General features: G+C 70.5%; 22 protein-coding genes and 1 tRNA gene. 13 read left to right on the top strand and 10 right to left on the bottom strand.

What is annotated here, in order from left to right:
* Positions 1 to 8: 8 nt before the first annotated feature.
* On the top strand, positions 9 to 2,348 hold the full coding sequence (locus EDC02_RS20165) for an FtsX-like permease family protein (RefSeq protein ID WP_123603309.1): 2,340 nt from the start codon (positions 9 to 11) through the stop codon (positions 2,346 to 2,348).
* 69 nt (positions 2,349 to 2,417) lie between these two features.
* Here EDC02_RS20165 and EDC02_RS20160 read toward each other — a convergent pair whose 3' ends face one another.
* The 3 genes from EDC02_RS20160 to EDC02_RS20150 form a co-directional block, all read right to left on the bottom strand.
* The gene (locus tag EDC02_RS20160; protein WP_158632248.1) at positions 2,418 to 2,741 is read right to left on the bottom strand and encodes a YegP family protein; all 324 of its coding nucleotides are present in this window, start codon (positions 2,739 to 2,741) and stop codon (positions 2,418 to 2,420) included.
* Positions 2,742 to 3,126: 385 nt separating this feature from the next.
* Positions 3,127 to 3,202 (bottom strand) — tRNA-Arg (locus EDC02_RS20155).
* A 56-nt stretch (positions 3,203 to 3,258) separates the two neighbouring features.
* Positions 3,259 to 4,284 carry an alpha/beta hydrolase gene (locus tag EDC02_RS20150; RefSeq protein WP_199757702.1) on the bottom strand — a complete coding sequence of 342 codons (1,026 nt, stop codon included), beginning with the start codon at positions 4,282 to 4,284 and terminating at the stop codon, positions 3,259 to 3,261.
* A gap of 116 nt (positions 4,285 to 4,400) precedes the next feature.
* Here EDC02_RS20150 and EDC02_RS20145 point away from each other — a divergent pair, with 116 nt between their 5' ends.
* Positions 4,401 to 4,811 (top strand): PPOX class F420-dependent oxidoreductase, encoded by a 411-nt coding sequence (locus EDC02_RS20145; RefSeq protein WP_123603307.1) that lies wholly within the window; start codon positions 4,401 to 4,403, stop codon positions 4,809 to 4,811.
* Between the two features lie 103 nt (positions 4,812 to 4,914).
* Here the strand turns inward: EDC02_RS20145 and EDC02_RS20140 are convergent, their stop codons facing one another.
* Together EDC02_RS20140 and EDC02_RS20135 are read right to left on the bottom strand one after the other, a co-directional pair.
* Positions 4,915 to 5,406, bottom strand: coding sequence for an SRPBCC domain-containing protein (locus EDC02_RS20140; protein WP_123604969.1), 492 nt, complete (start codon positions 5,404 to 5,406; stop codon positions 4,915 to 4,917).
* A 353-nt stretch (positions 5,407 to 5,759) separates the two neighbouring features.
* Positions 5,760 to 6,779: an alpha/beta fold hydrolase gene (locus tag EDC02_RS20135; RefSeq protein WP_123604968.1), complete on the bottom strand. Its 1,020-nt coding sequence runs from the start codon at positions 6,777 to 6,779 to the stop codon at positions 5,760 to 5,762.
* Positions 6,780 to 7,364: 585 nt separating this feature from the next.
* Between EDC02_RS20135 and EDC02_RS20130 the strand changes: the two genes are divergently transcribed.
* The 3 genes from EDC02_RS20130 (at position 7,365) to EDC02_RS20120 (ending at position 11,240) form a co-directional block, all read left to right on the top strand.
* Positions 7,365 to 8,993, top strand: coding sequence for an FAD-binding oxidoreductase (locus tag EDC02_RS20130; protein ID WP_123603306.1), 1,629 nt, complete (start codon positions 7,365 to 7,367; stop codon positions 8,991 to 8,993).
* Between the two features lie 44 nt (positions 8,994 to 9,037).
* Complete coding sequence (locus EDC02_RS20125; protein ID WP_123603305.1) at positions 9,038 to 9,775, top strand: SDR family NAD(P)-dependent oxidoreductase; 738 nt, start codon at positions 9,038 to 9,040, stop codon at positions 9,773 to 9,775.
* Positions 9,776 to 10,055: 280 nt separating this feature from the next.
* Complete coding sequence (locus tag EDC02_RS20120) at positions 10,056 to 11,240, top strand: acyl-CoA dehydrogenase family protein (protein WP_123603304.1); 1,185 nt, start codon at positions 10,056 to 10,058, stop codon at positions 11,238 to 11,240.
* A gap of 102 nt (positions 11,241 to 11,342) precedes the next feature.
* Here the strand turns inward: EDC02_RS20120 and EDC02_RS20115 are convergent, their stop codons facing one another.
* Positions 11,343 to 11,822, bottom strand: coding sequence for a helix-turn-helix domain-containing protein (locus EDC02_RS20115; RefSeq protein ID WP_123603303.1), 480 nt, complete (start codon positions 11,820 to 11,822; stop codon positions 11,343 to 11,345).
* An 88-nt stretch (positions 11,823 to 11,910) separates the two neighbouring features.
* Positions 11,911 to 12,339 (bottom strand): nitroreductase/quinone reductase family protein, encoded by a 429-nt coding sequence (locus EDC02_RS20110; protein WP_158632247.1) that lies wholly within the window; start codon positions 12,337 to 12,339, stop codon positions 11,911 to 11,913.
* Between the two features lie 320 nt (positions 12,340 to 12,659).
* Between EDC02_RS20110 and EDC02_RS20105 the strand changes: the two genes are divergently transcribed.
* The 6 genes from EDC02_RS20105 (at position 12,660) to EDC02_RS20075 (ending at position 18,931) form a co-directional block, all read left to right on the top strand.
* Positions 12,660 to 13,097 (top strand): SRPBCC domain-containing protein, encoded by a 438-nt coding sequence (locus EDC02_RS20105; RefSeq protein WP_123603301.1) that lies wholly within the window; start codon positions 12,660 to 12,662, stop codon positions 13,095 to 13,097.
* 245 nt (positions 13,098 to 13,342) lie between these two features.
* Positions 13,343 to 14,227, top strand: coding sequence for a single-stranded DNA-binding protein (locus EDC02_RS20095; RefSeq protein ID WP_123603299.1), 885 nt, complete (start codon positions 13,343 to 13,345; stop codon positions 14,225 to 14,227).
* 136 nt (positions 14,228 to 14,363) lie between these two features.
* Entirely contained in the window at positions 14,364 to 15,392 is a 1,029-nt protein-coding gene (locus EDC02_RS20090; RefSeq protein ID WP_123603298.1) for a cobalamin biosynthesis protein, read from the top strand.
* Positions 15,393 to 15,423: 31 nt separating this feature from the next.
* The gene (locus tag EDC02_RS20085) at positions 15,424 to 17,049 is read left to right on the top strand and encodes a cobyric acid synthase (protein ID WP_123603297.1); all 1,626 of its coding nucleotides are present in this window, start codon (positions 15,424 to 15,426) and stop codon (positions 17,047 to 17,049) included.
* Positions 17,046 to 17,783, top strand: a complete 738-nt coding sequence (locus EDC02_RS20080; RefSeq protein WP_123603296.1) for a uridine kinase — start codon at positions 17,046 to 17,048, stop codon at positions 17,781 to 17,783. The genes EDC02_RS20085 and EDC02_RS20080 overlap by 4 nt, the downstream gene beginning before the upstream one ends.
* Before the next feature lie 29 nt (positions 17,784 to 17,812).
* Positions 17,813 to 18,931 carry a M48 family metallopeptidase gene (locus EDC02_RS20075; protein WP_123603295.1) on the top strand — a complete coding sequence of 373 codons (1,119 nt, stop codon included), beginning with the start codon at positions 17,813 to 17,815 and terminating at the stop codon, positions 18,929 to 18,931.
* Between the two features lie 43 nt (positions 18,932 to 18,974).
* Here EDC02_RS20075 and EDC02_RS41715 read toward each other — a convergent pair whose 3' ends face one another.
* Positions 18,975 to 20,453, bottom strand: a complete 1,479-nt coding sequence (locus EDC02_RS41715) for a plasmid pRiA4b ORF-3 family protein (RefSeq protein ID WP_123603294.1) — start codon at positions 20,451 to 20,453, stop codon at positions 18,975 to 18,977.
* 91 nt (positions 20,454 to 20,544) lie between these two features.
* Here EDC02_RS41715 and EDC02_RS20065 point away from each other — a divergent pair, with 91 nt between their 5' ends.
* On the top strand, positions 20,545 to 21,930 hold the full coding sequence (locus tag EDC02_RS20065; RefSeq protein ID WP_123603293.1) for a dipeptidase: 1,386 nt from the start codon (positions 20,545 to 20,547) through the stop codon (positions 21,928 to 21,930).
* A 10-nt stretch (positions 21,931 to 21,940) separates the two neighbouring features.
* Positions 21,941 to 22,165 (top strand): hypothetical protein, encoded by a 225-nt coding sequence (locus tag EDC02_RS20060; RefSeq protein ID WP_123603292.1) that lies wholly within the window; start codon positions 21,941 to 21,943, stop codon positions 22,163 to 22,165.
* Positions 22,166 to 22,216: 51 nt separating this feature from the next.
* Here the strand turns inward: EDC02_RS20060 and EDC02_RS20055 are convergent, their stop codons facing one another.
* Positions 22,217 to 22,501 carry a putative quinol monooxygenase gene (locus tag EDC02_RS20055; protein WP_123603291.1) on the bottom strand — a complete coding sequence of 95 codons (285 nt, stop codon included), beginning with the start codon at positions 22,499 to 22,501 and terminating at the stop codon, positions 22,217 to 22,219.
* 73 nt (positions 22,502 to 22,574) lie between these two features.
* Positions 22,575 to 23,600: a glutathione S-transferase family protein gene (locus EDC02_RS20050; RefSeq protein WP_123603290.1), complete on the bottom strand. Its 1,026-nt coding sequence runs from the start codon at positions 23,598 to 23,600 to the stop codon at positions 22,575 to 22,577.
* Positions 23,601 to 23,704 lie beyond the last annotated feature (104 nt).

Below are 23,704 nucleotides of genomic sequence, written 5' to 3'. Positions count from 1 at the left end.
TCGCCGCCATGCCCGGCGTCACCCAGGTCGCCGGCCGGGCCGACCTGACGCTCGCTGTCGGCGACCCGGCCGCAGGCACGTCGATCACCCTGGCCGCCGACCCCGGCTCCGGTGCGCTGTCGCGGGTCGTGCTGCGCGCCGGGCGTTACCCGGCCGCGGCGGGGGAGATCGCAGTCAACCAGCGCGCCGCCGACCGGCTCGGCGTCGGACCGGGCAGCACCCTGCGGCTGTACGGGGGCGACCCGACCGCCGCACCGGTCACCGCCACCGTCACCGGTGTCGTTGACGGCCCGGACACCAGCGTGGAGCAGGCGTACGCGCCGGACACCATCCTGGCGACGGTGGTCGCGACCCCGGTCGACTGGTCGCGGATCGACATCGTCGCCGCACCCGGGGCCGACCTCGACGGGCTCACCGACGAACTGATGCGCCACCTGGACCGGGTCGACCCGCACACGTACCCGAGCGTGGTTCCCGGCGACGCGAAGCGGCTGGCCGAGGCGCAGGACGCCGTCGCCCGGTTCGACCAGATCTTCGCGCTCGCCGCGATGTTCCTTGCGGTCACCGTGATCGCCGCCGTACTGGTCGCCTCGTCGACGTTCCGCATCGTCTTCGCCCAGCGGATGCGCCAGCTGGCGCTGCTGCGCACCATCGGCGCGCACCGCCGGCAACTCGTCGTCGCGTTGACCGTCGAAGGGGCGGTGGTCGGCCTGCTCGCCGGCACCGTCGGGGTGCTGCTCGCGGTCGCTGCCAGCCTCGCCGCACCGGCGCTCGCCGCCGCTGCCGGCCAGCAGTTGTCCGCCCCCAGGCTGCCGTACGGCGTACTGCTGGCCGTCGTCGTCGGCGCGGCGGCGCTCACCGCCGGGGCGGGCCTGGTGCCGGCGCTCGCCGCCGCGAACGTGCCACCGCTGCAGGCGCTGCGCAGCGCCGCGACGGTGACCGCCGAACCGGGCGTTACCGCCGGCCGCCTCCTGGTCGGTCTGCTGCTCGCCGCCGCGTCGGCCGGTGTCGTCGGGGTGACCATCACCGACCTGGCTACCGCCGACTCCGCTGATTCCGCCAGCGACTCCGCCGGCACGCTGCTGGCCATCGTCGGAATCGGCACCTTCGCCTTCGGTGCGCTCGTCGCGCTCGGCCCGCTGCTGGTCCGGCCGGTGCTGGCCGTCGTCGGCTGGCCGCTGCGGTGGCTCCGGCCGGTCGGTGCCCTCGCCGTCAGCACCGTCGGCGGGGTGCCGCGCCGGGCCGCCGCCGTGTCAGTGGTGGTCGCGCTCGGCGTGGCACTCGTCGGCGGCGCCACCGTCGGCACTGCCAGCCTGCGGGCCTTCACCGACCAGAAACTGGCCGCCCGCGCCCCTGCCGACCTGGCACTGTTCGCCCACGACCAGCCGATCACCCCGGCCGTGGTCGAGCAGCTCCGGTCGCTCGACGCGGTCCGCCACGTCACCCCGTTCCAGCAGGCCCAGGTCACCACCGGCGACCGGTCGTACGCCGCCATCGCCGTCGACCTCGCCGCCCTGCCCCGGCTGACGACGCTGGTCACCACCGACGGCGCGTTGACCGACCTCGGGCCGGGCCGGGTCGTGCTCGGCGAGGCGGTCGCCCGGGACCTGGCCGCCCAGGCTGGCGACCCGATCGCGGTACGGGGCGAGGCCGGGCAGCTGAACCTGACCGTCGCGGCGGTGCTCGGCGGTGAAGCACCACTACAGTCCGATGTGGTGCTGGCATCGGGCGACCTGGACCGGCTCGGCGGCACGCAGACCGGGCTGCTCGCCGACTTCGCCGACTTCGCCGACTTCGCCGACTTCGCCGACTTCGCCGACTTCGCCGACTTCGCCGGCGGCGCCGGCACCCGCGACGCGACAGTGGCCGCCGTACGGCAGCTCGGGGTCGCCGTCGGTGCCGACGTGGCCGTGCTGTCCGACTACCGCGAGGCGACCGACGCCGAGGTGACGTCGCTGTTCCTGATCGCAGTGGGGCTGCTGGCGATGACCGTGCTGATCGCGGTCGTCGGGGTCGGCACCACCACTGCGCTGTCGGTGCTGGAACGCACCCAGGAAGTCGGACTGCTGCGGGCGCTCGGACTGAGCCGGCCCCGGCTGCGGGCGATGATCCTGGTGGAATCCGGCCTGTACGGGGTGGTCGGCGCGGTGCTGGGGCTGGCGCTCGGCGTACCACTGGCCTGGTGGTCGATCGAGGCGTTGCGGCTGGGCATGCCGCCGGTGCTGCCGGCCGGACAGCTGCTGGTGATCGTCGCGGCGTTGGCGGCGATCACCGCGATGGCCGGGTTGGCGCCGGCCCGCCGGGCCGCCCGGGTCAGCCCGGTCGCCGCCATCGGCGTCCCGGACTGAACGGTACCGACGGTGAGTGGGCGCTGCGGTACGTCGATGCTGGGCGGCGTCACCCCGTACCGCAATGGCTCAGCCGGCCTTGCGCCGGGTAGCTGGGTCGTCAGCCTCGTCGAGGTCGACGATCGGGGCCTGCTGCACCGCGACCGTGAGAGCCTCCAGTGCACGGCGCGCGTCGTCGGAACTGCGGTAGCTCGCAGCACTGGTGGCCAGGATTTCACCGTTCGTACCGACCAGCCGCCAGCGATAGGTACGGAGTCTCCCGCTGACCAACTCGAAGCGAACCTGCCGGAGCTGATCAAACGGACCCGTCACCCGGACGGGCTCGCTATCGGCCAGCATGGCGTCGAATACATCCTCGGTCACGTCGAACTCGGCCAGCTCATCCTGCTGCATGCTTACCATCATCCCCCTCATCCGCCCACCAGCACAGTCCGCAGCCGCCAAGTGCCATCCTTGACGTCCACCGGCTGCAGAATCACCCGCAGCAGCCGTCCCTGCTCATCGTGTGCGACTACCAGGAGCCTACGGCCATGATCGGGATGGTCGTGCCATCCAACGCGAAGTGGGACCGCTGGCCACTGGCACGCGGCTCGGACCTGATCGCCGGTGACACCACGCCGGGAGCGGATCTTTGACTCGATACTCGGCGGTACCTCGATGTAGCCGATCCAGAACGCTGGCACTCGACAACCCTAGGTCACCTTGGTTGGCTGCGCGTCAACGCGTCCTATGGCTGTGGATGGCCAGCGACCGCAGGTCCTCTGACCTGGGGCGATGATGGTGCGCCCGGTAGGGTTCGAACCTACGACCTTGGGATTAGAAGTCCCCTGCTCTATCCGCTGAGCTACGGGCGCTTGCTGATCTTCGTCCTGGCGTGCACATAGTAGTGGTCGCAGGTTGCCGTGACGAGTCAGTCGGTTTCCGGTAACCCTCGGTCGACCGGGCGTTGCGCCTCCACCGGTTGACCAGGGTCCGGGCCTAGCGGCTCGGTGGTGAAGTAGCCGCGCAGCCAGCGGTCCAGCTCGCTGAACAGCTCGTCGCGGGCCGGCTGGTGGGACAGGGTCAGGTCGTGCAGGCCGCCGTCGATGCGGACCACGGTGACGTGCCGGCCGAGCCGGGGGGCCCACCGGGCCATGTGCTCGACGTCGAGTACCGCGTCGGCCAGGGTAGCCGAATCGTGCCAGCTGTGGCTGCGGTAGGACCGGGAGGAACAGGCCAGCAGGACCGGCGCGGTGATGTGCAGTCCGGCACGCAGCCGCCGTTGGGCGCGGCGGATCGCGGTCAGCCAACCGGCCCGCACCGGAAACCCGGTGAGCGGCTTCCACTCCAGGTCGTAGTCCCATTCTCCGTTCTGGGAGGCGTGCACGCTCCGCCCGTACACCCGGGAGAGCCCGACCGGGACGACGCGGTAGGGCGAGCGGCCGGTGAGACGGCAGATGGCCGCTGCGACCGGCCGGCGGAGCAGCCACGGTGCGTTGAGGTCGAAGAACGGGCTGTTCAGGAACAACCCGTCCGGTGCGATGCCCTGGCTGGCCCGCGCGTCGGCCCAGATCGCGGCGATCAGCCCACCGGTGGAGTGGCCGTTGACCAGCATCGTCTCGTTGCCGTCCTGCTCGCGGATGATCCGGGCGGCGGCGTCCAGCTCCGGGAAGTAGTCGCTGAGGTCGCGGCAGAAGTTCGGGGTCTGGTGCGGCAGCAGGCTCCGGCCGTACTTGCGCAGGTCGAGGGCGTAGAAGTCCCAGCCGCCACGGACGAAGTGGTCGGCCAGATGGGTCTGGAAGAAGTAGTCGACGAAGCCGTGCAGGTAGAGCACCGCCCGCCCGGCCGGGCGGTCCGCCCGGCGGCGGACCAGGGTCGCGACGACCGGACCCTCGTCGTCTGGGTCCAGCTCGATGACCTGCTGCTCGTACGGGAGTCCGAGGATGTCAGGCTGCACGACCTTGACCGTACCGCCGGACGGTTACCTCCGGGTAGCACCGCGCTGCGCGTCGCACAATCAAAGGCGGCACGGCCAGCGGCCGAGCGGCGGTGCGTGGCGCGAGGAGGTGCGAGATGAAGGCCGAACAGGCGACGGCGTTCCTGCGGGCGAATCATCGGGCGGTGATGGTGACCCGGCATCCGGACGGCCGGCCGCAGACCAGTCCGGTGCTGGTCGCGGTCGACGACGCCGGCCGAGTGCTGGTCAGCACCAGGGAAGGTGCGGTCAAGGTCCGCAACCTGCTGCGCGACCCACGGGTCACGTTCTGCGTGACCGCGGACCGGTTCTTCGGCGACTGGGTGCAGATCGACGGGCATGCGGAGGTGGTACGGCTGCCCGAAGCACTCGACGTGCTGGTCGACTACTACCGGCGGGTCTCCGGGGAGCATTCCGACTGGGACGACTACCGGGCCGCGATGCAACGCGACCGGCGGGTGGTTGTCCGGGTGGCCATCACGCACGCCGGCCCGGACGTGCACGGGTGACGGCTCGCACGTGTACCGGGTGACGGCTCGGACGTACCAGGGTGACAGCCTGGACGGCCGGCACGTGGGGCCCCGGTCGGGTTGACCGGGGCCCCACGGTGGATCAGCGGCTGGCCGATCCGAGCTCCACCTCAGCGGTGGTCTGCGCCTGGCCCGTGGCGTTGGGGGCGCCCTGGCCCTTGCCGATCAGGTCCTTGAGGCTGCCGTTGATGTAGTTGCCCCACCCCTCCTGGCAGGCGTTGTAGCACTCGAACTCGGGCACCAGGCCGTGGTGGGTGAAGACGACCTTGGTCTTGCCACCCTCCTCCGAGATGTCGAAGGTCATCGTCGTGTCGACCCACTCGGAGCTGTCCTTGACGAACGAGAAGTAGTTGTCCACCACGTGCCAGGTGACCTTCTCGCCGGGGACCGACTCGGTCACCCGGATCGTGCAGCGGTGCAGGTCCTCGTAGTGGTACCGGAACTCGTCGCCGGCCTTCGCGGCGCTGCCCTCGATCTCGGCCGACCACCACCCCTGCGGATTGGTGATGGCCTCGTATGCGTCCTTCGGGGACTGGTCCACGGAGAACTCGGTGGTGTAACTCGGCCCGGTCATGAATTCCTCGCATTCGTGATATGCGGAAAAGGGGTTGGCGACGTCCCGCGACCGTGCGTCGCGGAAGTCGGCAATGCTCCGCATCGGGCGGAGCTGTCGGAACGTCGGCATCCTTTCCGGATGACCGGCTTGTGTCGCGCACCCACTGAACTAGGCTAATGCGTGTACTTGTGTCACGCAAGTCACGTGTGGGGCGTGTCGGCGTGCCGTCAAGCAAGGTTCACATGCTGGCAATACGCACTTTCCGACAGTGGTATCCATCGATGTTCTCGGCTCACCTGCGCCGCTGAAGTCGCTGGTCACAACGCGGGCACGGTCCACCGGGTACCGGTGGACCGTGCCCGCGAGGCAGGTCAGGCGACGCAGCTCGAGAGCGACTCGGTGGGCGCGGGCACGCCCTCAGGCCCGAAGAAGAGGTTGGCGCAGTCGATCAGGAACTCCGGGGTCTCCTCCTGAATCCAGTGGCCGGCGCCGGGGGCCACGACCCCACGAACGTCCTCGGCCACCTGCTCGAACGACGCCGCGACACCGAGCCCGAAGACGAACTCGGCACCCATCGCGAGCACCGGCTCGGTCAGGCGCTTGGACTCGGCGTGGGCCTTGGTGTCCTCCGCGTTCTCCGGCCACGCCCGGTAGTAGTTGTAGCCGGCGCTGCGCCGGGCCGGGTGCAGGTAGGCGCGGATGTGGCTGTCGCGGTCGATCGCGTCGGGGACCGCCGCGAACTCGAAGACGTAGTTCAGGTAGGTGGCGACGTCGCTGTTGTCCACGATCTTCTCCGGAACCGGCGACGGCGCCATGTTGAGCTTGAAGTGGAAGCTGAGCGGGTACGCGTCCTCCAGGCCGAAGCCCAGCAGCGGCGAGTCGAGCACCGCCAGGCGGGTCACCTCCCGGGGATAGTCCCGGGCCCAGGCATAGCCGACCAGCACGCCCATGTCGTGCCCCATGACCTTCACCTCGCGGTACCCGAGCCGGTTCACCGCCTGGTGCAGACGTGCGGCCGTGGTCTTCTGGTCGTAGCCGTCCCGCGGGATCGCGGAGTAGCCGAGGCCGGGCAGGTCGAACGCGATCACGGTGTGCGTCTTGGCCAGCTCGGGCATCACCAGATGCCAACCCCACCAGGTCTCGGGCCAGCCGTGCAGCAGCACGAGAGCCGGCCCGGAACCGCCCTTGACATAGTGCACCTTGCCGCCGTCGGTGTGGACCAGACCGTGGCGGAAGGTCCGGTCGAAGATCGCGCGACCGACGACCGGCTCGCGCTGGGCGTGCCCACCTCGCGCTGCGGTGGCGTCTGTGGCGCCGTTCTCGCCATGAGCCACCGCGACCCCGACGCTACCGATGGTGACCGCCAGGGCGGTGATCCCTCCGACGATCATCCGTTTGAGTGTCAACCGCGATCCCCTGACCCGAGCATCGACCAACCGTGACGACATGGCTCTACCTCTTCCTCTCGTCGACCGCATGTGGCGGGTTGCGTCCAAGCTATGACGATTAGCGAAAAATGTATTCTTCTCGATTGCTGTCTCTTCGCAGTCGCCTCCAGCCCGCTGCGGGCGCAGACCGTGGCGTGACGCAGCAGCGCCGGTGTGACGCCGGTCCCGCCCCGAGGGACGGTCACCTGACCACTGCTCACCCACGTCGGACGGTGGGTTGGGGTCGCCGCCCGGAACCGGGACGCGCGCTCGACTCTGCCAATCTTTCATGTTCCTCGGCCACTTCGGTATTGCCCTGTTGGTAACCGACTCCGCCACCGTCGGTGGTCTAATCGCGATCCTGCCTGCCGGAATTTCAAACAACCGCAACGAGTGGCGGCGAAAGAAGTGGTCGCCGGGAGAGGGCAATTTCAAGGAAGCAAGCGGGCACCGCCGGCTCATAGCCTGGCGACCGATGTGCGGACGTGGCCGGCGAACATTGGTGTCGTCCGCTCTCACTGTCTCTGATTCCGAGAGGACGGGATTGCCATGACTGACGAAGAGCGGAAGTTTGAACGGCGTACGTTCCTTGCCGGTGCGGCAGGGGCCGGAGGCGTCGCCCTGGCCGGCGCCGCATTGCCCGGCACGGCACACGCGCACGGAAATGGGGAGTCGATTGCGCTGGTAGCGCCCGTCACCCCGGCTGATCCCCAATACCCCGACCTCGTGATGGGCTTGAACAACCGGTGGACTGCGACGCCCGATTCGGTGTACGTGGTGGATTCCCCGAACCAGGTTGCCCCGATCGTCCGACGCGCGGTGCGTCGCGGAACCAAGCTGACCGTCCGAGGCGGCGGTCACGGTTTCGAAGACTTTGTCTACAACAGCGAAGTCGAAACGATCATCGACATGACGAACATGAACCGGATCTACTACGACGCGAGGATGAAAGCTGTCGCGGTGGAGGCCGGCGCCATTCTGCTCGACGTCTACGAGAAGCTTTACCAGACCTGGGGCGTCACGCTACCTGGTGGCGTCTGCTACTCCGTCGGGATGGGCGGCCACGTCGCCGGCGGTGGCTGGGGCTGGCTCGTCCGCCGCAACGGACTGATCGTCGATCACCTGTACGCCGTCGAGGTGGTCACGGTCAACGCCGCCGGCAGGGTGAACACGATCATCGCCACCCGGGACAGGCGGGACCCGCACCGCGATCTGTGGTGGGCCCACACCGGTGGCGGCGGTGGGAACTTCGGCGTCGTCACCCGCTACTTCTTCCGCTCACCGGGGGCCCACGGCCGAGCCCCGTCGCAGCTCCTGCCGAAACCACCGTCCAAGGTGCTGTCCAGCTTCGCTCTGTGGAGCTGGAGCACCATGACCGAGGCCGACTACATCCGCCTGCTCCAGAACTACGCCAGCTGGCATGTCGCGAACATCTCCCCGGACAGCCCCACCCGCGAGGTAACGAGTCTGATCCAGTCGTTCCACCGGTCCAACGGCGAAATTCACATGTACGCCTTCGTTGATTCCGCCGTGCCGAACGCGCAACAGATGCTGGACAGCTACCTGGCCCACCTGCAGAACGGTGTGACGCCGGCCGTGTTCGCCGCGCAGAGCACCATGCCATGGCTGCAGTTCTGCAAGCTCACCGGTACCACCAACACGCTGAACAACGACCCGACGCTACGCGGTGAGTACAAGTCCGCGTTCATGAAAAACACCTTCACCACGGCTCAGGCCGCCGCGATCTACCGGGCGATGACTAGGTCGGACATCAACAATCCGAATCTGAACATCGTCATCAGCCCGTACGGCGGCAGGACTGCGGCAGTCCCCAACGCCGCGACGGCGATTCCCCACCGGGAGGCCGCCTACAAGCTGCTCTGGCAGGCGCAGTGGGCCAATCCGGCGGACGATGCGGCGAACATCGCGTGGGCCCGGGAGACCTACCGGGACACCTTCGCGGACACCGGTGGCGTACCCGTACCGAACGACCAGACCGACGGCTGCTACGTCAACTATCCGGACGCCGACCTGAGCGATCCGGCCTGGAACGGGTCGGCCTTCGCCTGGCACGACCTCTACTACAAGGAGAACTACCGGCGGCTGCAGGCGGTGAAGAAGGCCTACGACCCGCGGAACTTCTTCAACCACCGCCAGTCGGTCGAGCTCCCGTCCTGATCGGACGGGTGTCAGAAGCACGTCCATACGAAAGGGAGTACGGAATGCACACGATCACCGGTAAGACGGTCCTGGTGACCGGCGCCAACCGCGGCATCGGCCGGGCGCTGCTCGAGGAGGCGCTCCACCGGGGCGCGAAGCGGGTGTACGCCGGGGCGCGTCAGCCGTTCGACCACCCGGACGGGCGGGTCACCGCGGTGACGCTGGACGTGACCGACGCGGGGCAGATCGCACAGGCCGCGAAGACCGTCGGCGAACTCGACGTGCTGGTGAACAACGCCGGCGAGGTCACGTTCGACGACCTGAGCGATCGCGCGGTGCTCGAGAAGATGTTCGCGGTGAACTTCTTCGGGGTGTACGACACCATTCAGGCGTTCCTTCCGGCGCTGATCCGGTCCCAGGGTGCGATCATCAACAACATTTCGGTGAACGCTTTCGCGCCGTTCCCGTTGGTCTCGTCGTACTCGGCAGCCAAGGCGGCGGCGTTCAACCTGTCGCAGTCGCTTCGCGGTCTGCTGGCGGGTAAGGGCGTCGGCGTGCACGCCGTCATGACCGGGCTCGTCGACACCGACATGACCAAGGGCTTCGACGTGATGGCCAAGGCAGCGCCCGAGCACGTGGCCAAGAACGTCTACGACGGGCTGGAAAAGGGCGAGGAGGAGATCTTCCCCGATGCCATGGCCGAGCCGCTGGCCGACAGCTGGCGTTCGGGCGGGGGGAAGAACCTGGAGCGCCAGTACGCACAGATGGCGGCGCAGATCGCCGCAGCTCAGTCCGCCTGAGCGACAGGCCACGACGGGCGGTACCGCCCGAGGCGGGTCAGTGATGGGCAGTGGACGCCGTCGAAATGGCGTCCACTGCCCTTCTGCGTTCAGCCCACGAATGTTCTGTTGGACTGGAACTCGGCCGGCGGCTCAGTATGCAGTTCGTTCCTGAGCAACGTGAGAGATGTGGACCGTCGGGGCCTCATGCCAGAGTTTGTGACGACGGGACGTCCCCCCGCCATCCTGCCGCAGTAGCTGCGCCAGGCACCAATTTCTGCCTTCGTCTGGAGGAGTAAAGATGACGGTAATCGAGTCCGCGCCACAGCCCGAACTCGTACAGCGGGCCAGGGACCTGGTCCCGCTGATCCAGAAGCATGCCGCGTGGCAGGAGGAGAACCGCGCCCTGCACTCGGAGGTGCTCGACGCGCTGAAGGACGCCGGGCTGCTCCGGTTGCGGTTCCCGGCGCGCTACGGCGGCACCGTGCCGGACGCGCGTACGGTGGTGGACGTGGTCGCCGAGCTGGGCCACGGCGACGGCTCCACCGGTTGGACCATCAGCACCATGACGATCGGTGCCTGGCTGGCCGGCCTGCTGCCCGACGAGGCGCAGGACGAAATCTTCGCGAACCCGGAGGACCGGTTCTGCGGCTCGGTCGGCCCGAACGGGGTCGCCGTGAAGACCGAGGGTGGCTACATCCTGAACGGTCGGTGGCACTTCAACACCGGTGCCCCGCAGGCGCAGTGGGACACGCACTCCATCATGATCGACCTCGGTGACGGCAACATGGTGCCGGGTATGGCGGTCGTTCCGGTCTCGGACCTGACGATTGTCGACGACTGGCACACGGTCGGCCTGCGCGGCACCGGCAGTGTCACGACCATCGCCCAGGACCTGTTCGTGCCCGAGAACCGGGTGCTGAACATGGTGCCGGTCATGATGCACAACCAGCACGCGTCGAAGATCAACGCCGACTATCAGGCGTGGCGGGTGCCGTTCCTGCAGTTCGCGGTCGCCGTGGCGGCCGCGCCGGCGCTCGGCATGGCGCGGGCCGCCTGGGACGCTTTCATGGAGCGGCTGCCGAGCCGGCGGATCACCTACACCAACTACGAGAAGCAGATCGACGCGACGCTGACCCACCTGCAGGTCGCCGAGGCGCGAGTCAAGATCGACGAAGCGGAGTTCCACCTGCACCGGGCGGTGCGCCGACTCGATGAGAAGGCCCTCAGCGGCGAGCCGTGGACCCTGGAGGACCGCGCCGCGGCACGGATGGACGCCGGTGCCGTCTGCGCCCGGGCGAAGGAGGCCGTGGACATCCTGAACAACGCCAGCGGCGGTTCGTCGGTGTACTCCGAGGTGCCGATCCAGCGGATCGAGCGGGACGTCCAGACGATCAATCTGCACGGCATCATGCACCCGAACACGAACCTGGAAACCTACGGCCGTGTCCTGTGCGGCCTGGAGCCCAACACGATGTTCCTGTAGACGGTGCCTCGTTCGCGTGGCCGGACCCATGGGTCCGGCCACGCGTTCATTTGTGTGCAGCAGCGAGGTCGAACCAGGAGCACGGTCGAGGTTGCGCCGGGTTCAGCGTCGCTGCCTGCGCTGCTCGCGCAGCGCGATGAACCGGGAGTCGGCGCGCGCCGATACGTCGCTCGGCGCCGGAGAACCGCCGCAACCCGCACATCCGACCTGCAGACTGACGTGGCCGCCACAGCCTTCGTGCTCGAAGGTGACCGGCCGCCCCTCCGGATTGGCCCAGCGGTCACCCCACTCGGTGAGCGCGATGATGACCGGTTGCAGCTGGCGACCTTTCTCGGTGAGCACATATTCGACGTGGGCGCCACCGGCACCCGGCCGGGTCTCGAAGACGCCCGCCTCGACGAACTCGCTCAACCGTTTGGCCAGGATGTTCGTGGCCACACCCAGGTCCCGCTGGAAGTCCGTGAACCGGGTCATCCCGAAGAACATCGCGTTGCGGATGATGAGCAGGCTCCAACGCTCGCCGACGACCTCGAGTGTCCGCGCAGCAGAGCAGACCTCGTTGGCGTACAGGCGTCCCAACACAAGTCAAAGTCTGGCATGTCGGCTTGCGTGGTGCAAGCAGATGTGCTGAACTGGCCAGGTGGCCGCCCCGCTGACCGGAGTTGCGCCGTCAGGTCGTGCGGGTCAGCAGGAACATCGGCAGCCGCCGTCCGGTCCTGGCCGCGAACTCGTCCGGGCCGGTCGTCTCGCCGAACAGCTCCGACCACAGCCGGCTGCGGGTGTCATCGTCGAGTGGCTCGACGGTCACCGCGAAGGTTTCCTCGCCCAGTTCGACGGTCGTGCTAGCCATGGCGGCCAGGTTCGCGCACCAGGCCGGGTGGACCGGAGAGTCACCGTTGGATCCGATGACGGCGTAGCGGCGCTGGTCGTCGAACGGAAAGCAGATCAGCGGCGTGGTCCGGGCGATCCCGGTCCGGATGCCGACGTGGTGCACCAGGATGACGAGCGAGTCGGCCAGGATTCCGCCGACCCGGCCCGCGTTCGACCGGAACTCCTCGATGACCCTTCGGTTGAAGTCGATGGCCTCGTCCCTGGGCATCAGTGGCATGGGTTCACTCCAACTCGTGGGCGGAGGGGCCGTACTGCCGGCGTTGGCAGCCGCTCCGGGTTTCCACGGTACCGATCCGGTGCGGCGGCAAGGGCACCGCGAACGTCACCGGATCGGCGACCGGTCCCGCAGTTCTCCGATTTTGCCCAATGTAGAGCAGGATCCCCGGGGATCGTCTGGTGCGCCGTACGCTGGCGAGAAGAAGGCGTGAGTCTCGCCGGGCGGCGAGGACCAGTGGCCCGCCCGACGCAGTGTCGTGTTCGCATCCGGGGCGCCTGCGTCCACCGCAACATCCCAATCAGGAGGAAGACATGAGCGAGAGCTACACGACGTCCTTCAGCGTGCACCAGAACCCCGAGGACGTCTTCCACGCCATCAACGACGTACGCGGGTGGTGGGACGGGGAGATCGAGGGAACGGCGGACAGTCTCGGCGCCGAGTTCACCTACCGACACGGGGCGCTGCACTACTCGAAGCAGAAGGTCACCGAGTTCGTGCCCGGAAAGAAGGTCGTCTGGCTCGTCACCGAGGCCGACATCACCTTCGTGACGGACCGGACGGAGTGGAAGGACACCCGGGTCGTCTTCGACATCGCAGAGAAGGACGGCAAGACGGAGGTCACGTTCACCCACGAGGGGCTCGTGCCGCAGTTCGAGTGCTACGACGGCTGCAGCGACGCCTGGGGATACTACGTCAAGGACAGCCTTCCCAAGTTCATCGCCAAGAGCCGGTCCGAGGTCGGTAGCTGAGCCTACCGGTCACCACCGGACACCATCCGACCTCCATCCGGCGGGTGGGCCGCCGAGCAGCGGCCCACCCGCCGGTTCCGTGTCGCGTCATAGCAGATCAACTCGGTGTCGGGGCGGTTGTCCACAGCCGGGGTTCTGTCCACAGCGTCGCCGGACCGCGGCTGGCCGGCAGGGGTGCCGTCCATCGAGGCTGAGCGTCGAGTCGACTCGATCAGATCAACCCGACGAGCCCCTGCGGAGATGCGATGTTCGATACGTACGTAACGATTGTCGGCAACGTGCTGACCACGCCGGAGTGGCGGCGTACCACCCAGACCAACACGCTGGTCGCCAACTTCAAAGTGGCCTCGACGGCGCGCCGGCTCGACCGGGAGAGCAACCGCTGGGTCGACGGCAACAGCCTGCGGGTCCGGGTGAACTGCTGGCGCAAGCTGGCCGAAGGGGTCTGCTCCTCGGTCATGCTCGGCGACCCGGTCGTCGTGGTCGGCCGGCTCTATACCCGCGACTGGGTCGACGGCGAAGGCAACAACCGCCTGCAGTACGAGATGGAGGCGGTGGCGGTCGGGCACGACCTGGCCCGAGGACGGGGTCGGTTCACCCGCAACCGGCCGACGTTGGCGACCAGCGAGGTCGACGGGGACGACCCGGAGCGGCGGGTGCAGGGCGAAGCCACCGCCGAGGTACCGGCCGACGAAGTGCCGGCGACCCGCAACGAGCTGTTCGACGGTGACGACGACCCGATGTTCCTGGAACCGTCGGTGCCGTCGCCGGTCGAAGGGGAACCGAACCGCCCGGTTGGCCGGCCGATAACCCTGGCCGTGGACGTGCTCGCCGCCGAGGCAGCCGGTGCCGCCTCAGCCCAGGCCGACGCGGCCGCCGCTTCGCCCGAGGACACCGGAGCCGGCATCACGACGACCGGCGACGACGCCGGTCGTCGCGACGAGCCATCGGACATGCTGGTGGACCCGCCGTCGTCGCGGTCGCCCGGCGGCGACCGGGCCCCCGACGACCCGACCGGCGATCCGCTGCGGGCCGACGACCCGACCGGCGATCCGCTGCCGGCCGACGAGCGGCCGGCTTCGTCCAGCCGGGCCCGGCGGTCGCGGAGCCGGACGGCGGTGCCGGTCTGACCCTGGCCGGCTCAAGCCGACGAGCGCGGTGGTACGGGCCAGCCTGCCGTACCACCGCGCCGACGGTCGACCGACCGGTGACAGGTGACCGTCAGCCGACCCGTCACCCGCCACCGGCTCCACGTAGGCTGCCGGAGTGGCTACCAGCGCTGGCAAGGTCAACGCGTCGGCCGCCGCCGCCACGGCCGGCGGTCTGGTCGCCGGCTACGCCCTGGACAACCTGTTCGGCGACCCCCGCCGCTGGCATCCGGTCGCCGGGTACGGCCGGTTGGCCGGTGCCGCCGAGCGCCGGCTGTACCGGCCGACCCGTCGGGCCGGCATCGCCTACACGGCCGTGGCCGTCGGGGGGCCGGTGGTCGCCGCCGTGACGGCGTCGGTGCTGACCCGGCGGCATCCGGTCGCCCGGGCGGCTCTCGTCGCCGGCACCACCTGGGCGGTGCTCGGCGGCCGTACGCTGCGGACCGAGGCGGACATGATGGCGCGGGCGCTGCGCCGGGCCGACGTACCAGCGGCCCGACGCCGGCTCAACCATCTCTGCGGCCGGGACCCGGCCGCGCTCGACGCGCCGGAGCTGGCCCGGGCGACCGTCGAGTCAGTCGCCGAGAACACCTCGGACGCCGTGGTCGCGCCGCTGTTCTGGGGTGCCGTCGCCGGTCTGCCCGGCCTGGTCGGCTACCGGGCGGCGAACACGTTGGACGCCATGGTCGGGCACCGGTCGTCGCGCTACGAACGGTTCGGCACGGCCGCGGCGCGACTCGACGACGTGCTGAACTTCGTGCCGTCGCGGCTCACCGGGCTGGCCGCCGTGTGGTGGTCGCCGACGGTCAAGGGCGACCGGGCACGGGCCTGGCGGGTGTGGCGCCGGGACCGCGCCGACCATCCGAGCCCCAACGCTGGTCAGTGCGAGGCGGCGTTCGCCGGGGCGCTCGGGGTCCGGCTCGGTGGGCGCAACGTCTACTTCGGGCGCTCCGAGGTGCGTCCGTATCTCGGGGATGGTCCGCGTCCCTCGCCTCGGCAGATCCGCCGGGCAGCCACCCTGTCCCGGCGGGTCGGCGACACCGCTGCCGTCGCGTCCGTGGTCGCGGCACCGGTCGTGCAGATGGCCGCCGCACAGCTGACCGTACGGATGGTCCGGGCCGTCGTGCGGACCATCCGCCGCCGGTAGCGGCAGGACCAGGAGCGGAGGGGAGTCCGGGGTGCCGGGGAGTGCTGGCCCCGCCGGTGGTGGTGGTGGCCTACTGGTCGCCGGGACCACCTCCGACGCGGGTAAGAGCCTGCTCGCCGCCGGGATCTGTCGATGGCTGAACCGGCGTGGGGTGCGGGTCGCGCCGTTCAAGGCACAGAACATGTCCAACAACTCGGCGGTGGTCGTCGGGTCGGACGGCCGGGGCGGCGAGATCGGCCGGGCCCAGGCGGTGCAGGCAGCCGCCTGCGGACTGGAGCCGCAGGTGCGGTTCAACCCGGTCCTGCTCAAACCGGGCAGTGACCGGTCCAGCCAGGTCGTGCTGCTGGGGGAGGCGGTCGACACCGTCACCGCGACCAACTACCGCGCGATGCGCTCCCGCCTCGCCGACACCGTGCACACCACCCTCGCCGAGCTGCGTGGCGAGTACGACGTGGTGATCTGCGAAGGCGCCGGCAGCCCCACCGAGATCAACCTGCGGGCAGGCGACTTCGTCAACCTCGGGCTGGCCCGGCGTGCCGGGCTGCCGGCGATCGTCGTCGGTGACATCGACCGGGGCGGCGTCTTCGCCGCCATGTTCGGCACCGTCGCCCTGCTCAGCGCCGAGGACCAGGCGCACATCGCCGGGTTCGTGATCAACAAGTTCCGTGGCGACCGGGAGCTGCTGCGACCCGGGATCGACATGCTGCGCCAGGTGACCGGCCGGCCCACCTATGGGGTGCTGCCCTGGCAGCCCGATCTCTGGCTGGACGGCGAGGACTCGTTGGCGTACGGCGGAACGATTGGCCGGCCCACGGCGCCGCGCGGCCGCGAGGTCCTGCGGGTCGCGGCGGTCCGACTGCCCCGGATCTCCAACGCCACCGATCTCGAAGCGCTCGCCGCCGAGCCCGGCGTGCAGGTCCGGCTCACCGTCGATCCGACCGAGGTCGCCGCCGCCGACCTGGTCGTCCTGCCCGGCACCAGGTCGACCGTGGACGACCTCGGCTGGTTGCGGGAGACCGGGCTGGCCGCGACGGTGACCGCGCACGCCGTCTCCGGCCGCCCGCTGCTCGGCATCTGCGGTGGTTTCCAGATGCTCAGCCGGGTGATCAACGACGAGGTGGAGAGCCGCCGGGGCAGCGTGCCGGGGCTCGGCCTGCTGCCCGTCGAGATCACCTTCGCCGAGCGTAAGACCGTCACCCGCAGCGCGGGGCGGGCCTACAGTGACGTGCCGGTGCGCGGCTACGAAATTCACCATGGGTACGTCTCCCGGTCCGCCGGGTCGACCTCGCCGCTGTTCACCGGCACCAGCACCGAGGTGGGCATCGGCGCCGGAGCTGGCCCTGGCACGGCGGGCGGCACCGAGGGCGTGCGGCTGGGTTCGATGTGCGGCACCCACTGGCACGGTGCCTTCGAGTCCGACGAGTTCCGTCGCCGCTACCTCTCCGACGTGGCCCGGCGGGCCGGCCGGCACGGCTTCACCGTCGCGCCGGACACCAGCTTCGCGGCGCTGCGCCAACGCGGACTGGACCTGCTCGGCGACCTGGTCGAGGAGCACCTGGACACCGCCGCGTTGTGGCGGCTGATCGAGTCCGGGCCGCCGCCCGGACTACCGTTCATCCCACCCGGAGCTCCCCGGTTACCCGAGGCTTCCCGGTGACGCGGGGGGTCTCGACCTTCGAAAGTCTGGCCCGGCGGGTGTACGCCGCCTCGGCCTGCCTCGGCCGGGTCCGGCTCGTCGTCGTCGACGGTCCGAGCGGCGCCGGCAAGTCCACCTTCGCCGACTGCCTGGCCACCGCCTGCGCGACGGTCGCGGCGACGGGCCCGGGGCCAGCCCCGAAGCCAGCCCCGGAGCCGGCTAGCGCCGTCGCCGGACCGGCCGTCGCCGTCGTACGCACAGATGATCTGCTGGACGGCTGGGGTGACCAGTTCACCTTCTGGCCCCGGCTCAGCGCCTGGGTGCTCGACCCGCTGCGGACCGGCCGGCCGGCCCGCTACCGACGATACGACTGGGCCGCCGGGCGGTTCGGCGACGGCTGGACCGTGATCGAACCGCCCGCCGTACTCGTGATCGAAGGGGTGAGCGCGGCCCGCGCGGCGGTCCGGCCGGCCGCGACGCTGTCGGTCTACGTCACCGCACCCGAACCGGTGCGCCTGGCCCGGTCGCTCACCCGCGACGGGACCGCGATACAGCCGACGCTCGACCGCTGGCGGCGGGCCGAGGAGCGGTTCTTCACCGCCGACGGTACGCCCGGTTCGGTCGACCTGCTCGTCGACGGCGCTGCCGAGCTCCCGTCCGGCCAGCTCCCGTCCGGCCAGCTGGCGTACGGGTGGATCCGGGACTGGCCGGACGTAGACGCCGGTAGCGCCGGTGGGGCACCATCGGCCGGGTAGGCCAGTCCACCGATCCCGGGGAGCGCGCCATGACCGCAGACGACGACGGCACCACGCCCACGGCTGCGGCCAGCGGCGGCACGCCGGACGCCACCACCCCGGACCGGCGGCGGATCACGTTGACCGGGATCAGCTCCCGTGCCTGGGAGCACCCGGCCGACCGGGGCGCGCTGACCGCGCTCCGTGAGCTACGTGGCTTCGACGACGTGGTCCGGATGTTCTTCGGGATGTGGAACGAGCGGGCCTTCCGGCTCAGCTACCTGGCGTCGGCGATCCGGGTCGACCACCGCCAGTACCCCCGGGTGCACCGGTTGCTCGCCGAGGCGGCGACCGCGCTGGACGTGCCGGAGCTGCCGGAGCTGTTCGTGACCCAGTCCCCGGTGCTCGGCGCCCAGGCCATCGGCTTGGACAAACCGTTCATCGTGGTCAACACCGCCTGCGTGCAGCAGCTCGACGACGCCGAGCTGCGGACGCTGCTCGGTCACGAGCTGGGGCACGTCCGCAGCGGCCACGCCGTCTACCAGACAATTCTCACCATCCTGACCCGCTGGGCGGCGAACCTGAGCTGGTTGCCGGTCGGCGCGATCGCGCTGCGGGCGATCATCGCCGCGATGCTGGAGTGGTGGCGCAAGGCGGAGCTGTCCGGCGACCGTGCCGGGCTGCTCGCCGGTCAGGACCCGGCGGCGGCGCAGCGGCTGCTGATGAAGCTGGCCGGCGGCGGCGACCTCAGCCAGATCGACACCGCCGCGTTCCTGGAGCAGGCCGCCGAGTACGACGGCGGCGGTGACCTGCGGGACAGCCTGCACAAGTTCCGGATGACCGCCTGGAGCACCCACCCGGTGCCGGTGGCGCGGGCCGCGGCACTGCGGCAGTGGATCGACTCCGGTGGGTACGCGCAGGTGCTGGCCGGTGACTACCCGCGCCGCGCCGATGACCCGACCGCTTCGGTGACCGAGGAGATCAAGGCCGCCGCGCAGGCGTACCGCGAGGAGTTCGGCCGCAGCCAGGATCCGTTGGTCGGCCTGCTGCGTCGGCTGGGTTCCGGCGCGGCCGACGTCGGCGAGTGGGCCAGCGGCGCCGCCGGCCGTGCCCGGTCCTGGATGGGCGCGGCCAGCTCCACCGGCCGGCCCGGTGGCCGGCGGAGCTGACTTCAGGCCGGCCCGGTGGCCGGCGGGGCCGACCTGCCGCCGGTCAGCGCAGCGCGGCCAGCCGCCGCTCGATCACGTCGGGATCGAACCGCCCCGGGTCCAGTGGTGTCTGCCCGTCGTCGAGTCCGAGCCAGTCGCGTCGGTCCGCGTACTCCGGATGGGACGGGTCGGCCAGTACGTCGAGCAGGTGGGCGTATCCCCAGACGCCGCCGCAGTCCTCCGGTGGGGCGGCCCGCTCGCCTCCCGTACACCGGGGGTAGATCGCCGTCGGGTCGCGGTCGGCGACCGCGACGACGGTGATCTTGTGGGTCCAGTCGTCGCCGAAGTCGTACCGGTAGGTGATCGTGTCGCCGACGGCCGGGGCGACCTGCTCCAGGGTGACCTTGCGCTCCGACTGGTGCCCGGTCCGGTCGCCGGGCGGTGCGAAGTCGCCGTACGGCGTCTCGAACAGGTGCAGGTGGCTGTCGTCCCAGTCGAACGCCGACTGGATCACGTGGTGCAGGTCTTCCAGCGGAGTGTCACCCACGACCTCCAGTTGCCGCCGGACCGGCGGCTCGCTGTCGGCCAGCACCACGTCGACCCGGTAGACCGGCGCCGGTCCCTGTGACTTCTTCCGTTTGGCCGGCAGCTTGCGCGTCGGTGCCGGCCGGACCGACCCGGGACGGCGCTGCGCGGGGAACCCGCCGCCGTCGGGCAGGCCGGGGAGCAGGTGCGCCAGGTCGTCGGGGCCGGCGTCGTGGTGCGGGGCCGGCGGCCGGTCCGACTCCGGCATGGTGGCCAGCCGGGCGTCCAGCAGGGTGGCCAGCACCGGGTACGGCGGCCCCTCGTCGTCGTCGGGCTCCGGTTCGTCGTCGAGTTCGGCGTCGGCCTCGTCGTGCACGCTGCGGGCGTCCAACGCCTGCTCGACGTGCCACCGCAGGTCGGCCGGGTCGAGCCGGGTGCGGGTGGTGCCCGGATCCCGGGTCAGTTCGTCCAGGGCCGCCGGCAGTTGGTCGCCGTCCAGCAGCAGGATGTCCTGGGCGGCCGCGCAGTCGGCGTGGTCGACGATCACCATCATGGCGTGCGTACGGCCGGCTCGCCGGAAGGCGACGGTGAAGACCGAGTCGGTCCCGTCGGGGCTGTCGATCCGCCAGCAGTCGTCCACCGTCACCTCGGCGGCGACCTCGTCGGCCCACTTCGGCATCGGTACGCCGGCCCCGGCGAGGGTCGTCGCCGCGGTTCTGGCCACCTCGGCGGCGGGCGGTGGGGAGACTGCGGCGATCGCGGTCAGCAGCGCCACCGCCTCGGGGCCGCCTCGGTCGGCGAGCTGCGGGATGAGCCCGTCGCGGAGCGGGCGGACGCCGTCGGGGTCGGGTTCGTCGCCGACCATCGCGACGAACATCGCCCCGGTGAGTTCGGCGGCGATCGGATCGTCGTCGTCGACCAGGGCGGCGGCGCCGCTCAGCAGGGTGCCGATGACGTCGCCGGTCTCCGCACTGCAGCCGGGGCAGTCGCACGGTTCGGGGTTGTCGGTGCCGTCCATCGCGCCAGTGTGCCCGTCCGGTCGCGGCGGCGCGAGGCGAGGCCCCCGGCGTGTCGCCGGATGAGCAACGGACGGCCCCTACCATCGTCGGATGACGACTGCCATCCCCACCGCCGCCGACCTGCGGTCCGCCATCGCCCGGGAACTGCCCGGGGTCCGCGCCGACCTGGAGCGGCTGATCCGCATCCCCGGTATCGCCTTCGACGGGTTCGACCACAGCCAGGTGGAGCGGTCCGCCGCGGCGGTCGCCGAGCTGGCCCGGGGCTGCGGACTGGACGTGCAGGTGGTCCGGGCCGGCGGGCAGCCGGCGGTGCTCGGCCGCCGGCCGGCGCCGCCCGGCGCTCCGACGGTGCTGCTGTACGCGCACCACGACGTGCAGCCGGTCGGCGATCCGGCGCTGTGGTCCAGTGACCCGTTCGAGCCGGTCGAGCGGGACGGCCGGCTGTACGGGCGGGGCGCCGCCGACGACAAGGCCGGAGTCATGGCGCACGTCGCCGCGCTGCGGGCGTTCGGCGACGCGTTACCGGTCGGCGTGGTGCTCTTCGTCGAGGGTGAGGAGGAGTACGGCAGCGAGTCGCTGTCCCGGCTGCTGGACGCCCACCGCGACGAGCTCGCCGCCGACGTGATCGTGATCGCCGACTCGGCGAACTGGGAGATCGGCGTACCGGCGTTGACCACGTCACTGCGTGGCCTGGTCAACTGTTTCGTCGAGGTGCGTACCCTCGATCAGGCGGTGCACAGTGGCATGTTCGGTGGTCCGGTGCCGGACGCGCTGACCGCGCTCTGCCGGCTGCTGGCCACCCTGCACGACGAGGCCGGCGATGTGGCGGTGCCGGGCCTGGTCGGCCGGACCGGCGCCGCCGTGGACCTGCCGGAGCAGCGGTTGCGGGCCGAGGCCGGCATGGTCGAGGGGGTGCGGTTCACCGGTACCGCAGCGTTGACCGACCGGCTGTGGACCAAACCGGCGCTGGCCGTGCTCGGCATCGACGCTCCGGCCACCGACGGCGCCCCGAACGCCCTGGTGCCGGCGGCGCGGGCCAAGCTGAGTCTGCGGTTGGCCCCGGGAGACGAACCATCGGCGGGGTACGCGGCGCTGACCGAGCACCTGCGGGCAAAGGCCCCGTGGGGGGCACGGGTCGAGGTGAGCCTGGAAAGTACCGGCGACGCCTGTGTCATCGACGCGACTGGTCCGTACTTCGACGCGGCCCGCGCGGCGTTCGCGGCGGCGTGGGACGGCGTGGCGCCGGTGGACGTCGGCGTCGGCGGTTCGATTCCGTTCATCGCCACGTTCCAGGAGATGTTCCCGGACGCGGCGATCCTGGTGACCGGAGTGGAGGACCCGCACACCGCCGCGCACGGGCCGAACGAGAGCCTGCACCTGGGCGAGTTCGCCCGGGTCTGCCTGGCCGAGGCGCTCCTGCTCGCGGCGGTGGCGGATCCGGCGATTCAGCTGCGCGGGCTTCCGGCGGTACGCTAGTCTTTCGAACATGAGTACGAACGAGGTGATTGCGCGGCTCGACGCCGCGGTCAGTGCTCTGCGGGGCGTCAGCGTCTCCGCCTGGTCCGAGGAGTCGCTGCGCGCCCAGCTCGGCGAGGTCTCGGTCGCCCTCTGCGCCATTGATTCCGCGTTGGCCCGGGTGGCCGACGAGGTGCGTGCCCATGGCCTGCGGGTCGAGGAGCCGGCCACGGCCGGCGTCTCAAGTCGGTCGTGACCTGGTCCGTCGGTCGGCCGTGAGAGTGTCACGGCCGACCGACGGAGAGCGTCACGGCGAGCCGAGGGACGACACCTCGAAGCGCTCTACCCGGGCGTCGCGGATCGCCGCCGGCTGCTCCGCCGACGGCCCCGAGTCCCGGAAACGGAGCAGGTCTGCCTCGGACTCCCACCGTTCGTAGACGTTGATCCGGTCCGGCTCGACCAGGTCGGCGCTGAGGCTGAAGTCGAGGCAGCCGGTAGCGGCGCGGGCCGCCTGCATCACCGGTTGACATTCAGCCAGGTACGCCTGCCGGCCGGCGGGCTCTACGTACAGTGCGCCGGCGATGATGATCAATGCCGCTCCTTGCGTCGGTCGCTGGCCAGCTCGGTCCTCGGCCAGCTCGGTCTCGGATCAGTGGGGTTCGGTCTCAGCTCAGCGGGGTGTGGTCGGCTGGCACGCGCTCGGCGGCCGGTGGCGGCCCCGGCGGGCTGCCGGTGCCGAACGGGCGCCCGCCGAGCCTGTCTCGTCCGTGCGGGGTCAGCCAGTTGGTCAGGTCCGGGCCGGCCGGTACCACCCCGGTCGGGTTGATGTCCCGGTGGACCTCGTAGTAGTGCCGCTTGATGTGATCGAAGTCGATGGTGTCCCCGAATCCCGGCGTCTGGAACAGGTCCCGGGCGTACGCCCAGAGCACCGGCATCTCGGTCAGCTTCTGCCGGTTGCACTTGAAGTGTCCGTGGTAGACGGGGTCGAAGCGCACCAGCGTGGTGAACAGCCGTACGTCGGCTTCGGTGATGGTGTCGCCGACCAGGTAACGCTGGTTCTCCAGCCGCGTGGAGAGCCAGTCGAGCCGGTCGAACAACCGTCGGTACGCCGCTTCGTAGGCCTGCTGGCTGCCGGCGAACCCGCAGCGGTAGACCCCGTTGTTCACGTCGGCGAAGACCACGGAGTTGACCTCGTCGATCTCGGCCCGCAGCGGCTCGGGGTAGAGCTGTGGCGCGCCGCTGCGGTGGTAAGCGGTCCATTCGGTGGACAGGTCGAGGGTCATCTCGGCGTAGTCGTTGGTCACCACCTGCCCGGTCGGCACGTCGACGAACGCCGGCACGGTGATGCCGCGCTCGTAGCCGGGGAACCGGGCGAAGTAGGCGTCCTGCAGCCGTTCGACACCGAGCACCGGGTCCCGTCCGTCCGGGTCGAGGTCAAAGGTCCAGCTGCGCTTGTCGTGGGTGGGCCCGGCCACGCCCATCGACAGAGCCTGTTCCAGACCGAGCAGCCGGCGGACGATGATTGCCCGGTTTGCCCACGGGCACGCCCGGCTGACCACCAATCGGTATCGATCCGGTTCTACCGGGTATCCGTCGCGACCGTCGGCGGTGATCCGGGTCGCGATGTACCGCTGGTCGCGGGTGAACTCGCCGCCGGGGTTGACGTAGCTGCCGTCTGCCGTCTTCGCCATGTCTGCACCGTACCCATTCGACGCGCGCCGCACCTGGTCCGTACGCAGTCGGGTCAACAGCGACAGCTCACTGTGCGGTATCGGTCATGCCGGTGACTTCGGTG

The sequence above is a fragment of the Micromonospora sp. Llam0 genome, from assembly GCF_003751085.1.
In the GTDB taxonomy this organism is placed as follows: Bacteria; Actinomycetota; Actinomycetes; order Mycobacteriales; family Micromonosporaceae; genus Micromonospora_E.
Note: the sequence above shows the minus strand (reverse complement) of the source record. Positions and strands in the feature narration are given on the sequence as shown.